The 14281-nt window shown below is 71.8% G+C and carries 16 protein-coding genes; 6 read left to right on the top strand and 10 right to left on the bottom strand.

The window, feature by feature from the left end:
- Positions 1–101 precede the first annotated feature (101 nt).
- Positions 102–587, top strand: a complete 486-nt coding sequence (locus ACFY0O_RS29960; RefSeq protein ID WP_388952322.1) for a hypothetical protein — start codon at positions 102–104, stop codon at positions 585–587.
- A gap of 190 nt (positions 588–777) precedes the next feature.
- Here the strand turns inward: ACFY0O_RS29960 and ACFY0O_RS29955 are convergent, their stop codons facing one another.
- Entirely contained in the window at positions 778–2334 is a 1557-nt protein-coding gene (locus ACFY0O_RS29955; RefSeq protein WP_388952320.1) for a helix-turn-helix domain-containing protein, read from the bottom strand.
- A 90-nt stretch (positions 2335–2424) separates the two neighbouring features.
- Between ACFY0O_RS29955 and ACFY0O_RS29950 the strand changes: the two genes are divergently transcribed.
- Entirely contained in the window at positions 2425–2667 is a 243-nt protein-coding gene (locus ACFY0O_RS29950) for a hypothetical protein (protein WP_388952317.1), read from the top strand.
- Here the strand turns inward: ACFY0O_RS29950 and ACFY0O_RS29945 are convergent.
- A complete protein-coding gene (locus ACFY0O_RS29945) occupies positions 2642–3097 on the bottom strand; it encodes an ATP-binding protein (RefSeq protein WP_388952315.1) in 456 nt (151 codons plus the stop codon). The genes ACFY0O_RS29950 and ACFY0O_RS29945 overlap by 26 nt on opposite strands.
- 104 nt (positions 3098–3201) lie before the next feature.
- Here ACFY0O_RS29945 and ACFY0O_RS29940 point away from each other — a divergent pair, with 104 nt between their 5' ends.
- Entirely contained in the window at positions 3202–4065 is an 864-nt protein-coding gene (locus tag ACFY0O_RS29940) for a Scr1 family TA system antitoxin-like transcriptional regulator (RefSeq protein ID WP_388952443.1), read from the top strand.
- The gene (locus tag ACFY0O_RS29935) at positions 4062–4304 is read left to right on the top strand and encodes a DUF397 domain-containing protein (protein ID WP_388952312.1); all 243 of its coding nucleotides are present in this window, start codon (positions 4062–4064) and stop codon (positions 4302–4304) included. Before ACFY0O_RS29940 ends, ACFY0O_RS29935 begins: the two co-directional genes overlap by 4 nt.
- On the opposite strand, the gene ACFY0O_RS29930 is transcribed toward ACFY0O_RS29935, so the two are convergent.
- The gene (locus tag ACFY0O_RS29930) at positions 4301–4639 is read right to left on the bottom strand and encodes a hypothetical protein (protein WP_388952309.1); all 339 of its coding nucleotides are present in this window, start codon (positions 4637–4639) and stop codon (positions 4301–4303) included. The genes ACFY0O_RS29935 and ACFY0O_RS29930 overlap by 4 nt on opposite strands.
- Positions 4640–4686: 47 nt before the next feature.
- On the bottom strand, positions 4687–5352 hold the full coding sequence (locus ACFY0O_RS29925) for a DUF4097 family beta strand repeat-containing protein (protein ID WP_388952306.1): 666 nt from the start codon (positions 5350–5352) through the stop codon (positions 4687–4689).
- Between the two features lie 243 nt (positions 5353–5595).
- On the opposite strand from ACFY0O_RS29925, the gene ACFY0O_RS29920 reads away from it, so the two are divergent.
- Together ACFY0O_RS29920 and ACFY0O_RS29915 are read left to right on the top strand one after the other, a co-directional pair.
- Positions 5596–5967, top strand: a complete 372-nt coding sequence (locus tag ACFY0O_RS29920; protein ID WP_388952304.1) for a VOC family protein — start codon at positions 5596–5598, stop codon at positions 5965–5967.
- Positions 5968–6264: 297 nt separating this feature from the next.
- Positions 6265–6663 (top strand): VOC family protein, encoded by a 399-nt coding sequence (locus tag ACFY0O_RS29915; protein WP_388952300.1) that lies wholly within the window; start codon positions 6265–6267, stop codon positions 6661–6663.
- 36 nt (positions 6664–6699) lie between these two features.
- Here ACFY0O_RS29915 and ACFY0O_RS29910 read toward each other — a convergent pair whose 3' ends face one another.
- From ACFY0O_RS29910 to ACFY0O_RS29885, 6 genes are all read right to left on the bottom strand, one after another.
- Positions 6700–6990 carry a hypothetical protein gene (locus ACFY0O_RS29910; RefSeq protein WP_358895194.1) on the bottom strand — a complete coding sequence of 97 codons (291 nt, stop codon included), beginning with the start codon at positions 6988–6990 and terminating at the stop codon, positions 6700–6702.
- A gap of 58 nt (positions 6991–7048) precedes the next feature.
- Entirely contained in the window at positions 7049–8620 is a 1572-nt protein-coding gene (locus ACFY0O_RS29905) for an APC family permease (protein ID WP_388952297.1), read from the bottom strand.
- 257 nt (positions 8621–8877) lie between these two features.
- Positions 8878–10362 carry an aldehyde dehydrogenase family protein gene (locus ACFY0O_RS29900; protein ID WP_388952295.1) on the bottom strand — a complete coding sequence of 495 codons (1485 nt, stop codon included), beginning with the start codon at positions 10360–10362 and terminating at the stop codon, positions 8878–8880.
- Positions 10359–12101: an amidohydrolase family protein gene (locus ACFY0O_RS29895; protein WP_388952293.1), complete on the bottom strand. Its 1743-nt coding sequence runs from the start codon at positions 12099–12101 to the stop codon at positions 10359–10361. Before ACFY0O_RS29895 ends, ACFY0O_RS29900 begins: the two co-directional genes overlap by 4 nt.
- 147 nt (positions 12102–12248) lie before the next feature.
- Entirely contained in the window at positions 12249–13370 is a 1122-nt protein-coding gene (locus ACFY0O_RS29890) for an LLM class flavin-dependent oxidoreductase (RefSeq protein WP_388952441.1), read from the bottom strand.
- A gap of 109 nt (positions 13371–13479) precedes the next feature.
- The gene (locus ACFY0O_RS29885; protein WP_388952290.1) at positions 13480–14274 is read right to left on the bottom strand and encodes an SDR family NAD(P)-dependent oxidoreductase; all 795 of its coding nucleotides are present in this window, start codon (positions 14272–14274) and stop codon (positions 13480–13482) included.
- Between the last annotated feature and the right edge of the window lie 7 nt (positions 14275–14281).

Below are 14281 nucleotides of genomic sequence, written 5' to 3'. Positions count from 1 at the left end.
CGTGTCTGCGGGTGCGCCGGCCCGCCCCTACGGCTGGTACGTTGGCGCGTTCCGTTCCACCGCTCGTTTTCAGTCAACTCGCTTTCCTGGGGGACCTTCCCGTGCACAGCACCCTGCGCATCACCGCCTTCGCCGCAGCCGGCCTGGCCGCCGCCCTGACCCTGACCGCCTGCGGCAGCGACTCCTCGAAGGCGGACACGAAGCCCGGCAAGACCCCGGCCGCCGCACTGACCCCGACCGTCGCCCCGACCGCCGCCGCGAGCACGGGCAGCGCGGCCGGCGGCGCGGGCTCCCTGGAGGGCGGCTGGATCTCGATGCAGAACCCGGGCAAGGGCGTGGTGCTCACGGTCAAGGGCCAGAAGGCGTTCGTGGTCGAGGCCGCCACCGGCCTGACCTGTGAGGGCACCTCCACCGGCACCACCCTCGACCTGAAGTGCGCCCCGGGCGCGACCCGTTCCAAGGGCAAGGTCGACTCCGTCGACGCCACCACCCTGAAGGTCACTTGGGAGGGCGCCGGCCAGGACACCTTCCAGAAGAGCGACCCGGGCAAGCTCCCGTCGCTCCCGGCCCTGCCCACGAAGAAGTAGCGGCGGCGGCCGCCACGGCCGCGCCGCATGACGAACCGGGCCCGGAGCGCAGCAGCGTCTCCGGGCCCGGTTCGGCGTCACGCTCCCGCGTGATGGATCGGAACCTACAGCTCCGATCCCCCCGTTGACGGCGCCTCCCTGGGGGCGCCGCTGAGGGGAAAACTAGGGCCCCGCTCGACCGGCCGCCATCTCACGGCTGCACGGTCAGGGGACAGGAGCCTGTCACCGGTGCACGGTCCCCCGGCCCTGACCGGCCCGAACACCCCTGGGGCGGATCCCCGCGCTCCTCATCCCCCTCACCAGCCCCACCGCCCGGCTCCAGTTCCCCCACGGCCATGAGTGCGAGCACCACCTCGTAGAGCCCGCCCCCGCCCGCGACCAGCTGCCGCCGCAGCAGCCCCTCCGCCCCGCGCAGGTGCTCGCGGACGGTCTGCGCGTGCACGCCCCGGCGCCGGGCGGCCGGCTCGACCGCGCAGTTCTCCCCGACCCAGTCCCGCAGGGTCCGCCCGAGGTCCCGCTCGTCGGCGCGCAGCGGTGCCAGCAGGTCACGGGCCCAGGCCAGGACCGGACCTGCGGCGAGGAGGGCCGGCAGGTCCCGGGCGGCCCCGTCGCGCTCCTCCGCCCCCTGGAACCTCAGGGCGAGGTCCAGCGCCGCCCGGGCCCTCACGTCACCCAGCTCGACGCCGAGCAGCCCGGCCGCCCGGTCCATCCGCGCCCGCACGGTGTTGCGGCTGATCCCCAGCAGCCTGGCCGCGTTCACGGCGGTGAACTCCAGCCCGAGCCGCACGGTGGCCGTCAGCTGGTACCGGTCCGGCGCCGGCACGGCCTCCAGCGGCCGCAGGTACTCCGCCGCCCAGGCGGCCGCCGCCCCCGCGTCCAGCACGTCCACCGCCCGGACCCGGGCAGCGTGCCCGGCCACCCGTCCCGGCATCAGCCGCGCTGCGGCCAGGCTCCGGACGGCGTCGTCGTAGCCCGCCGCGACGCGGGAGAGCGGGTGCCGCGCGCCGACCCCCAGGAACACCCCGTCCCGCCCGGCGACGAACCCGCGCAGGGCGGCTTCCGCGCCACCGCCGACGGGCGCGACGACGATGACGTGCCCGTCGTCCGCCGGACAGCGTACGACCAGCGCCCGCCCGGTGAGCAGCTCCTCGCAGGCCCCCGCCACCTCCCGCCGCTCGCCCGCGGGGGCCTCCAGTACGCCCACCACCACGCGTTCCGCGTCCAGCAGCCCCGGCCGCAGCCCGGCCATCGTCCGCTGGGCGAGGGCCACTTCCCCGCCCATGAGCAGCTGGAGCACGGACAGCCGCACCCCCGCCCCCGCCTCGGCGAGCCGGCGCCGCTGCGCTTCCGCCTCACCGGCCGACAGGAGCAGCTCCAGGACGGTGGCCGCGTGGGCGACGAGGGCGGCGGCCGCCTCGTCGTACGGGACCGGCCGCGTGACGAGGAGCACCGGATGCGGCCGCCGGCCCCCGAGGGCCAGCACCCGCAGGTGCCGCCCGGGCTCGGCGACCACGGCGGACCGGGGGCTCCCGGCGGCGACGTCCCGCAGGAGCGGCTCGTCCGGGCTGCCGGGGCGCACCGGGGCCTCGATCCGCGCGGAGCCCCCGACGGCCCGGCCCAGCCAGTCGGCCACCCTGCGCGCCGCCGCCCGGTGCCCGCCGGCCCCGACCCGGGCGGCCCTCAGCAGCCCGGCGAGCGCCCCGGACCGCCGCTCCCCCTCAACTCCGCCCCCGACCAAGCCAGTCACCGCCATCCCGCCTTCCCTGTTCACGGCCCGGCGCGCATGCTAATCCCCGGACATGGGGCGGCCATGGAGGCGGCCGGGAGGGGGCACCGGATGCCGGGCCAGCGCAAGCGGAAGGAGCGGCGGCGCCGGGAGGCCGACGCCAGCCGCGACCGGCAGGCGTCGGGGCGGTGGGAGCGCCGGTTCTCGACGGTGGACGAGGGCGAGCTGCGGGCGTACCTGCGGGAGCTGGCGCGGTCCGGGGCGCGCGCCGAGGACATCCGGATCGACATGGCGTGCGGGCGCCTGGTGAACCCGACGGGTTACACCGTCAGCGTGCTGGTGCCGGCACCCTGACGGCGGCCAGCTCGGCCCAGACGGTCTTGCCGATGACCCGGTCCGACACCCCCCAGTCGGCCGCGAGGGCGTCCACGATGCGCAGGCCGTAGCCCGACTCCGCCTGGTCGACCTCCGACCGGACGGCGGGCCGCCGCTCCCGCCGGGGGTCGGAGACCTCCAGCCGCAGGACCCCGGCGGAGTGCGGATCGCCGCCCAGCAGGGTCATGCGGAGCTCGAAGTCCCGCCCGAGGACCCGGCCGTGGGTGGCGGCGTTGGAGGCCAGCTCCGCGACGAGCAGCCCGGCGTCGGCGGAGAGACCGGTGCCTTCGGAGATGCCCCAGTCGTGGAGGCAGACCAGCGCCAGCTGCCGGGCGAGGCGGGCGCCTCGGGGGGTGCAGCTGAAACGCTGAGTGAACACGCGTACGAGGGGGTGGGAGGGTGCGTTCATGAGACTAACGTCCCGTGTGGGCAGGGGAGTTCCCAGCGCTTCGACTGCTACTGATGAAGAGTAGTAGCTGACCCTCTGGACAGAGACAGTCACCGACCGTGAGCATGATGATTCGGGAGGTGACCGTGATGACGGCTGGCAAGGGCAGCGACGGTGACGACCGGGTGGAACCCGACCCCGACCTGAAGAACTTCGGTGAGACGGTGAAGGCGTTCCGCAAACGCGCCAGCCTGACACAGGAGCAGTTCGCACCGAAGGTCGGCTACTCGGTGCAGTACGTGGCATCCGTGGAGCAGGGGCGCCGACATCCGTCCGTGAAGTTCGTGAACAAGTCGGAGGAGGCGCTGGACTCCTTCGGGGTGCTCCACATCGCGGCGAAGCAGATGACGCGGCGGCGGGGGCTGGCGTCCTGGTTCCGGCGGTGGGCGGAGCTGGAGGCGGAGGCGATCGCGCTCGACACGTACGAGTCCCGTTCTGTTCCGGGGCTGTTGCAGACAGAGGCTTACGCACGGGCCCAGATCGAGAACGTGCCTCCCAGGCTCACGGCGGAGGAGGCGGAAGACCGGATCACCCAGCGACTGGCTCGGCAGAAGGTACTGACCCGGACCCCCTATACCGCGTTCAGCTTCATCATCGAACAGACGGTGGTCGAGCGGCAGACCGGTGGACCCGAGGTCACGCGCGCGCTGATCGACCATCTGTTGGCGTGCGCCCAGCTGCCCAATGTGGATCTCCAGCTGATGCCCACGGTGCGCCCGGAACACGCGGGCACCGACGGCCCCTTCCGCATCCTCGAATCCGCCGAACACCAATGGTGGGGCTACAGCGAAGGCCAGAAGGCGGGACAAGTCATCTCTGACCCGAAAGCCGTAAGCGACCTCCAGCAGCAGTATGCGAAGCTTCGCATCCAGGCCCTCAATCCTGCGGACAGCGCGGGCCTGTTGATGCGATTGCGAGGATCCCTGTGAACAGCTCCCAGCTCCGGTGGTTCAAGAGCAGCTACAGCAGCAGTCAGGGTGACAACTGCGTCGAGGTCGCCCTCTCCTGGCATAAGTCGAGCTACAGCAGCAGTCAGGGCGACGACTGCGTCGAGGTCGCCACCTGCACCGACACCGTCCACATCCGGGACTCGAAGCTCGCCGCGAGCCCGGAGCTGGCGGTCAGCCCCTCCACCTGGACCGCCTTCCTGGGCGGGGTGACCGCCTAGAACGGCGGGATCGGCCCCGGCGCCGCCACGCCCGGGGCCGGACGCCAGAAGCGCCCGTCAGGCAGGGCCTGACGGGCGCCGAGGAAGTAGTCGGCATCGCGCTGGAACCGGACACCCGGCACCGCGCGGCGGACGTGCGCCCAGATGCTCGGCGCCACGCGGTACTCGCCCGCCGCCATCCAGGGATCGTCACCCAGGACGAAGAGGTGCCTGATCCTCAGGAACTGGTCCCGGGACAGCGAAACGGACTCGACTATCTCCTCGTCCGCGTCACCGAAGCCGGTCAGTTCCCAGACGAGGTTGTAGCCGTCGGCGAAGGGATAGTCGCTGCTCACCGCTTCAAGCTAGGCCGCGGCCGCGTGCACCCGCACCTTCTTTTACGTCAGACGGTCCGGGCGGTGATGTCGCCGAAGGCGGTGGTGGCCTGGATGGTCAGGGGGGTGCCTCCGACGTTCCGGAGGGCGTTGTCGATGCGGCCGAAGGCGGTGCCGGCGTCCAGGGTGGCGGCGGCGTCGCGGGCGGCGCCGACGGTGATGTTGCCGTGCTGGGTGGTCAGGGTGACCACGCCGGAGGTGGCTTCGGTGATGGTGATCTCGCCCTTCTGGGTGTTGATCTCCGCCGGGCCGGCCAGGCGGCCGAGGGAGATGTCGCCGGCCTGGACGGTGACGCGGGCGGAGGCGGTCTCGTCGAGCTCGACCTGGGCCTGTGCGGCCTCCAGGACGACATCGCCCAGGCGGCCCTTGCCCCGCACCTCGGCGGCGGCGACCTTGGCCTCGACGTTCGAGCCGGCGGGCAGCTGCACGGTCACGGTCACGAAGCCGGAGTTGCCCGTGATCCGGTTCTTCGCCGGGGCGGCGACCACGCGGAGGACTCCGTCGGCGTACGCGACCTCGATCAGCTCGGCCGCCTTCACGTCGCGGCTCTTGGAGGGGTCTGCGGGGAGGACCTCGACCGTGGCGTCGGACCGGTCGGCGGCGATGAGGTGGACCCGGCCGGCGGGGATGTCCAGGACGGCGGAGACCGGGGTGGCGGTGGCGAACGTCTGCATCGTGCTCTCCTTCATCGGTGTCGCGCGCCCCGTTCGGCCCGCTGCTTTCTGACATGAGAAACGCTACGTTGCTTTCTTCGATCTGACAACGACTTCATTGCGCATGGATCACATAACCCCAGCTCAGATGCGTCAAATCGTTGCAACGGTCCAGATTTCAACGCAACGAACCGTCAGGCAACATTGCAATGGACTGCGGGTAAACGCTATGCCGTCCGGCATGAGGACGGCTAGTGTGCGTCCATGACTTCCCTCATCCGACACATCACGATCGACTGCCACGACGCCTACCCCCTGGCCGAGTTCTGGGCGGGCGTCCTCAACGGCACCGTGCACGAGGATGATTCACCGGGCGACCCGGAGGTGCTGCTGTCGACGGCGGGCGGGGCGCTCCTGTTCATCCAGGTACCCGACACCAAGTCCGTGAAGAACCGGGTGCACTTGGACGTGCAGCCGCAGGACCGCACGCGGGACGAGGAAGTGGAACGGCTCGTCGCCCTCGGCGCCCGGCTCGTCGGCGACCACCGCAAGCCCGACGGAACCGGCTGGGCGACCCTCGCCGACCCCGAGGGGAACGAGTTCTGCGTGGAACGCAGCGTCGCCGAGCGGAAGTAGCCAACGCAAAGGCCCCGACCTCCCTGAGGAGGCCGGGGCCTTGATCGAGCGCTGGGCAGGCCTTGCACCTGCATCCCCCCACAGGAAGTGGGGTGCCTTTCCTTGGACCACCAACGCCAGTCCCACCACCGGTTTCCCGGCCGCGAGCTCGAGATGAACTCTACAGCCAAGATCAGCCCCGGACCACCCCCGGCAGCCAAGAACCGGAATCCCGCCACCCGCTGACGGCCCGCGGCACCTGACAGACAGGCTCCTCCCCCGCCCCCGGCCCGGCGCCCGCCCCATAACCTCCGGGGCATGATCGATGCACACACCCACGTCCGCGTCGCCCGCCCCTCCCGCGATCTCGCGGCCGCAGAGCGGTTCTACGTCGACGGGCTCGGGCTCGACGTCCTGTGGCGGACCTCGGGGCACGTTGCCGGGGAGCACGACCTCGTCATGGTCGGCCCGGCCGGCGGCGGGTGGCACTTCGAGCTGACCCGGGACCCCGAGAACCCCGTCGAGCCCTCCCCCACCGTGGACGACCTGTTCGTCGTCTACCTCGGGCAGGAGCCCGACGCCGCCCTCGTGCGCCGCCTGGTCGCGTACGGCGGCGAGCAGGTCCCGTCCAACAACCCGTACTGGGACGAGTACGGGGTCACCCTCACCGACCCCGACGGCTACCGCCTGGTCCTCTGCTCCCGCACCTGGGGCTGACCGGGTCCCTCCCGCCGGCCCCTCGGAGCGGGTGCGCTACTTCACCGACGGGGCTTGCGGCAGGCCGCCGGCCAGGCCCGTGTCGGCGCCCGCGAGGGAGCCCTGGGTGGACTTCGTGGCGCTGCCCGCCACCGCGGTGGTGACGTCGAGCGCGGTCTTGGTGTCCTTCATCGCCTGGCCGGGGTGGCCCGCGATGTCGACGACCCGCTCGACGACGGGCTGGTTGCCGAGGGTGGGGCCGTCGGCGGCGTGGGCGGCGGGGGTGAGGGCGAGGGCGGCGCCTCCGGTGAGGGCCAGGGCGGACAGGGTGCGCTTGATGGCAGTCATGCCCGGCCCAACGACCCCGCCACGCCCCGGGTCACCGCCTGTCCCCGCATTGGTGGGGTCAGTCTTCGACCACCAGCGACGGGGTGGACCTCGTGAGGACCTCGCCGCGGAAGAAGGCGGGGCTGCGGCGCTGGGTGACCAGCATGACGACCACGCCCAGGGCCAGCAGGCCGACCCCGATGACGAAGACGCTGCCGACGCCGAGGCCCGGGATGGTGGAGCCGGAGCCGTACGAGGGGTCCCAGGCGTCGGTGAGGGTCTTGACGAAGACCGCCGCCAGGAGGAGGCCGCCCAGGACCGGGAAGACGCCCTTGAAGAACAGGTCGCGGGCGGAGCGGCGCAGGTCGCCGCGGAAGTACCAGGCGCAGGCGAAGGCCGTCAGCGAGTAGTAGAAGCAGATCATCAGGCCGAGCGCGAAGATCGTGTCGGTCAGGACGTTCTCGCTGACCAGGGTCATGACCGTGTAGAACGCGCCGGTCGCGACGCCCGCCGTGACGGTGGCGCGGCCCGGGGTCTTGAAGCGGGGGTGGACCTTGGCGTAGGAGGCGGGGAGGGCCTCGTACGTGGACATGGCCAGGACGGTGCGGGCGACCGGGATGAAGGTGGTCTGGAGCGAGGCGGCCGCGGAGGCGAGGACCGCCACGAACAGGAGGATGCCGAGCAGCGGGCCCATGACGGGGCCGGCCAGCGCGGCGAAGACGTTGCCGGAGGTCTCCGGGTTGCCCAGGCCCAGGCCCTTGTCGCCGGAGCCCACGGCCATCTGGGCGGCGACGCCGGTGGCCAGGTAGGAGCCGACGAGGACGACCATCGCGATGAGCGAGGCGCGGCCCGGGGTCTTGGCGGAGCCGATGGTCTCCTCGTTCGCGGTGAGGCAGGTGTCCCAGCCCCAGTACATGAAGATCGAGAGCGAGAGTCCGGCGGTGAAGGCGCCCATGGACTCGACCGCGAAGGGGTTCATCCACTGCCAGGAGAAGTGGACGCCGGTGTCGAAGGTTCCGGCGGAGGCCTTCTGGAAGGCCATCGCCACGAAGACCGCGAGGACGACGAGCTGGAGGCCGACGAGGGTGTACTGGACGCCCTTGGTGGCGGTCATCCCGCGGTAGCTGATGGCGGTCGCGGCGGCGATCAGCGTCAGGCAGGTGGCGATGTGGACGAACTTGTCGTGGTCCAGGGCGGCGATGTCCGGGTCGGACGTGATCTCGCCGGCCAGGAGCCAGAAGTAGGACGTGGCGACGCCGGCCAGGTTGGACAGGACGATGATCGTGGCGATCACCAGGCCCCAGCCGCACATCCAGCCGATCCGCGGGCCGAAGGCCTTGACGGTCCAGGTGAACGAGGTGCCGCAGTCCGGCATGTCCTTGTTGAGCTCGCGGTAGGCGAAGGCGACGAGCAGCATCGGCAGGAAGCCGGCCAGGAAGACGGCGGGCATCTGGAGGCCGACCTGCCCGGCGGTGGAGCCGAGGGTGGAGGTCAGGCAGTAGACGGGGGCGACGGTGGAGATGCCGATGACGGCGCTGCCCACCAGGCCGACGGAGCCCTTGCCGAGGCCCTTGCCGCGCACCTCGCCGTCGCCCTCGGCCACGCCGCTTACCGTGTCTCCGACCCGAGGCCGCTCGTCCAGCTGTGTCATGTGAAAGGACGGTAGAGGGTGCGATTTCCACATCTGGATGGGTTAAGTCCGTATGTCGGCGCAATGAATCGCCTTGGAATTTCAACCCATGGCCAGTTTACGACGCGGGATTGCAAGATCCATTCACACCCCCGCGCCCGATTCGCAGGCGGCGGACGCGGGGTTCCGGAATGCGGAAACCGCAGCCGCGCCCGGAATGTCCGTTTGGAAAATTTCCCGAGGCAATTTTCCGCCCGTCCGCCCCCGCCCCGGCCCCCCTACCCCGCCCACACGATCGACTGCACCTCGCTGTACGCGTGCAGCGCGTACGAGCCCACGTCCCGGCCCACACCCGACCGCTTGAAGCCCCCGAACGGCGCCTCCATGTTCCGGCCGATCGTGTTCACCCCGACCCCGCCCGCCCGCAGCCGGCGCGCCACCCGGAAGGCCCGCGCCGCGTCCCCGGACCACACGTAGCTGATCAGCCCGTAGTCGCTGTCGTTGGCCAGGGCCACCGCCTCGTCCTCGCCCCCGTCGAAGGGGACGACCACGACCACCGGCCCGAAGATCTCCTCCCGCACCACCCGCATGTCGGCGGTGCAGTCGACCAGCAGCGTCGGCGCCACGTAGAAGCCCTTGCCCTTGCGGTCGCCCTCCCCCACCACCGGCCGCTCCCCGCCGAACGCGATCCGCGCCCCCTCCTTGCGGCCCAGCTCCACGTACGACTCCACCCGGTCCCGGTGCGCGGCCGAGATCACCGGGCCGACCACCGTCCCCTGCACCGCGGGGTCCCCGACCTTCATGAAGGCCAGGTACCCCGTCAGCTTCTCCACCAGCTCCGCGTACACCGACCGGTGCACGATCACCCGGGTCGGGGCCGTGCAGATCTGCCCGCTGTAGAAGGAGAAGGTGGTGCCGATGCCCATGACCGCCGCGTCCAGGTCGGCGTCCCCGAAGACCACCGCCGCGCCCTTGCCGCCCAGCTCCATCAGCTGCCGCTTCATGGACCGCCCGCAGACCTCCGCGATCCGCTGCCCCACCCCGGTCGAGCCGGTGAAGGACACCATGTCCACGTACGGGGAGTCCACCGCCGCCTCGCCGACCTCCACCGCCTGCCCCGAGACCACGTTCACCACCCCCGGCGGAAGCCCGGCCTCCGCCAGGGCCTCGGCCATCTTGAACACCGACAGCGGGTCCTGCGGGGCCGGCTTGACCACCACCGTGTTCCCCATCGCCAGCGCCGGGGCCACCTTGCCGGCCGGGTTCGCCCAGGGGTTGTTGTACGAGGTGATGCAGGTGACCACCCCGACCGGCTGGCGCACCTCCAGCGCCCCGAGCACGCTCGCCGCGCCCATCGGCCCCGCCTCGGTCACCTGCGGCGGCAGCCCGCGCTCCACCGGCTCCAGCGCCCCCTTGGCGTACCGCCGGAACCGCGCCACCCCCACCCCGACCTGCATCCCGCGCGCGATCCCGGTCGGGGCGCCCGTCTCCGCCCGGGCCAGCTCCGCCCACGGCTCGAACTCCCGCTGGATCACGTCCGCGGCCCGGTCCAGGATCGCCGCCCGCTCCTCGGGCCGGGTACGGGACCACGGGCCGAAGGCCTCGGCGGCGGCCCGGGCGGCCTCCTCGACCTGCGCCCGCGAGGCCTCCGGGGCCAGGCCCACCACGGACTCGTCCGACGGGTCGACCACCTCGTAGTACCCGCCCGCGGGCTCGACCCACTCCCCGCCGACGTACAGCCTCTGCGCCTGCCCACCGCTCATCGCGTGCTCACCGTCCTCGTGTCCCGGCCCGACCGGAGCACGATCCCCGGGATCGCGCCGGTCACCTCGTCGTCGCGGATGGTCTCGACCCCGTTGACCCGTACCGACACGATCCCGATCGCCCGGGAGTCCAGTCGCGGGCTGTCCCCGGGCAGGTCGTGGACCAGGGTGGCCGGGCCGGCTTCGATGCGTTCCGGGTCGAAGAGGACCAGGTCCGCGTGCCAGCCCTCGGCGATCCGGCCGCGCTCACGCAGCCCGAACAGCCGCGCCGGGTCGTCCGTCAGCATCTTCACCGCCTGCTCCAGCGGCACCAGCCGGCGGCCGCGCAGGCAGTCGCCGAGGAACCGGGTCGTGTACGGGGCCCCGCACATCCGGTCCAGGTGCGCGCCCGCGTCGGAGCCGCCGAGCATCACGTCCTCGTGCTGCCAGGTCTCGGCGCGCAGGGCCCAGGTCGCCGGGTCGTTGTCGGTGGGCATCGGCCACAGGACGGTGCGCAGGCCGTCGTTGGCGCAGATCTCGACCAGGCACTGGAAGGGGTCCTGCCCGCGCTCGGCGGCGATGTCGTTCACGACGCGCCCGCTGAGGCCCTCGTTCTCCTTGCTGTACGTGTCACCGATGACGTACCGCCCGAAGTTGGCCAGGCGCCGGAAGACCCCGGCCTCCTTGCTGTCGGCGCGGCGCAGCATCTCGGCCCGTACGTCCGGGTCGCGGAGCTTCGCGATCCGCTCGGGCACGGGCAGACCGAGGACCTCGCCCCAGCCGGGGATGAGGTTGAGGGCGCAGAACGTGCCGAGGGACATGTTCATGGGGGTCAGGATCGGCATGGTCAGCGCCACGATCCGGCCGCCGGCCTTGCGGGCGCGCTCGCTGGGGACCAGCTGGCGCGGGACCCGTTCGGGGACGGCGGCGTCGATGGTGAGCACGTTCCAGTTGAGGGGCCGGCCGGCGGCGGCGCTCATCTCGACGAAGAGGTCGATCTCCTCGTCGGAGAACTGGTCGAGGCAGCCGGCGACGATGGCCTCCAGCTGGGTGCCCTCGTGCTCGCCGACGGCCCGGGAGAGCGCGAGCAGCTCCGCGGGGGCGGCGTGCCGGGAGGCGACGGGGGCGCCGTCGCCGTCGGAGTGGGTGGAGGACTGGGTGGTGGACAGGCCCCAGGCGCCGGCGTCCATGGCCTCGTGGAGGAGGGCGAGCATCTGCTCCAGCTGGGCGGGGGTGGGGGCGGCGTCGCCGGTGGCGGCCTCCCCCATCACGTGGCGGCGCAGGGCGCAGTGGCCGACCATGAACCCGGCGTTGACGGCGATCCGGCCTTCGAGGGCGTCGAGGTACTCCCCGAAGGTGGACCAGGACCAGTCGACCCCCTCTTCGAGGGCGGCCAGCGCCATGCCCTCGACCTTGCTCATCATGCGGCGGGTGTAGTCGGCGTCCTCGGGGCGGTCGGGGTGGAGGGGGGCCAGGGTGAACCCGCAGTTGCCGCCGGCGACGGTGGTGACGCCGTGGTTCATGGAGGGGGTGGCGTAGGGGTCCCAGAAGAGCTGGGCGTCGTAGTGGGTGTGGGGGTCGACGAACCCCGGGGTGAGGACCAGCCCGGTGGCGTCCTCGCTGGTCCGGGCCTCCTCCTCGACGGTGCCGGGTGCCGCGATGACGGCGATGCGGCCGTCGCGTATGCCGACGTCCGCGACGCGGGCGGGGGCGCCGGTGCCGTCGACGAGGGTCGCTCCGCGGATGAGGTGGTCGAGCATGGGGGTTCCCCTCCTGCTGTGCCGTTGCCCTGGCCGGGCGGGGGTGGGGTGTTGCGGTGCGGTGTCGCGCCGGGCCGCCGCGCGTAGCCGGTCTCCCCGCTCCGCGCAGCGGGGCCGGCGACCCCCGGCGGGACCCGGCGGGGGCCGCTAGGCGGACTGGCGGAAGCGTGTCGTCCGATGGACCGGATCCGTGTCGATGTGCGGAATCACGTGCTCACCGATCAGCTTGATCGTCGTCATCGTGTCCTCGTACGACACCCCGGTCGGCAGACCGAAGGACAACTGGTCCGCCCCCGCCTGCTCCCACCGCTTGCACTGCGCCCGCACCTCCGCCGGGTCACCGCAGATCAGCAGCTCCTCCGCGATCAGCAGCTCGATGATCTCCGCGTTGTACTCCGGCAGCGTCTCCGGCCACTCCGGGATCGCCTCCGGCCGCGGGAACGTGTCGTGGTAGCGGAAGACCAGCGACTGGAAGCGGTTCATGTTCGCGTTGACCGCGATCTCCACCGCCTTCTCGTGCGTCTCCGCGCAGATCGCCGTGGAGGTGACCATCACGTTGTCGTTCACGAAGGCGCCGATCGCCTTCGCCTCCTGGATCGCCGTCTTGTACTGCTCCAGGACCCACTCCATGTCCGAGACCTTCTGGACGCTGAAGCCCAGCACCCCGAGGCCCTTCTTCGCCGCCATCGCGTACGAGGAGGGGGATCCGGCGGCGTACCACATGGCCGGGTGCGCCTTGCCGTACGGCTTGGGGAAGATCTTGCGCGGCGGCAGCGACCAGTGCTTGCCCTGGAACCCCTCGTACTCCTCCTGGAGGAACATCTTGGGGAACTCCGCGATGGTCTCCTCCCAGATCTCCTTGGTGGCGTTCATGTCCGTGATGCCGGGCAGGAAGCCGAGGATCTCGTGGCTGCCGGCACCGCGCCCGGTGCCGAACTCGAAGCGGCCCTTGGAGAGGTGGTCGAGCATGGTGACCTTCTCGGCCACCTTCACCGGGTGGTTGACGGGGGCGAGCGGGTTGAAGATGCCCGAGCCGAGGTGGATCCGCTCGGTGGCGGCGGCGAGGTAGCCGAGGAAGACCTCGTTCGCCGAGAGGTGGGAGTACTCCTCCAGGAAGTGGTGCTCGGAGGCCCAGGCGTACTTGAAGCCGGACTGGTCGGCCTGGATGACGTACTGGGTCTCCTCGAGCAGCGCCTTGTGCTCTGCCTCGGGGTCGACCTTGGACCGCGCCTCAGGCACGTATCCCTGCACGAAGAGCCCGAATTCCAAGGGGTTCACCGTCCTTAGGTTTCTGACGTTGCGTCAGATTTGATGGGTCCGACTGTTCCACCGCGCAGTGGGGGCGTCAAGAGCGGGGATGGGGATAGCTGACGACTCGTCAGATCGAGACCCCCGCCGTCCAGCCCCCGTCGATGACGAACGGCTGGCCGGTGATGTACGAGGAGTCCTCCGAGGTGAGGAACAGCGCCAGCCTCGCGATCTCCTCCGGCCGCCCCACCCGCCCCAGCGGCACCACCTTCCGGTACAGGTCCGCCATCGCCTCCCGGGCCTCGTCCGTCATCCCGGCCGGGTCCAGCAGGCCCGGGTTGGCCATGGGGGTGTCCACCGCGCCCGGGCACATCGCGTTCACCCGGACGTTCCGCGCGGCCAGCTCCAGCGCCGCCACCCGCGTCAGCCCGAGCACCGCCGCCTTGGTCGCCGCGTACGCGCCCACGTACGCCATGCCCGTCAGGCCCGTGTACGAGGAGGTGTTGACGATCGTCCCGCCGCCGGCCGCCCCGATCTCGGGGGCCACCGCCTTGATCCCGAGGAACGCGCCGACCTGGTTGACCCGCACCACCTGCTCGAACTCCTCCAGCGGCGTCGCGGTCAGCTCGTTGAAGCGCAGGATGCCCGCGTTGTTGACCAGCCCGTCGACCCGGCCGAAGGCCTCCTTCGCGACGGCCATGGCGGCCGTCCAGTCCTCCTCGCGGCTCACGTCCATCCGGACGTACCGCGCCCGGTCCTCACCGTGCTCCTCGGTGATCTCCTTGGCGACGGCGGCGCCCTGCTCGTCGAGCACGTCGCCGAGCACCACCCTCGCCCCCTCGGCGGCGAACAGCCGCGCCTCCTGCTCGCCCTGCCCGCGCGCCGCCCCGGTGACGATGACGACGCGCCCGTCCAGCTTGCCCACGGGTACT

It is taken from the genome of Streptomyces sp. NPDC001594 (assembly GCF_042893675.1).
GTDB lineage: Bacteria > Actinomycetota > Actinomycetes > Streptomycetales > Streptomycetaceae > Streptomyces.
The sequence above is the reverse complement of the archived record's forward strand: the minus strand, read 5'-3'. Positions and strand labels throughout refer to the sequence as shown.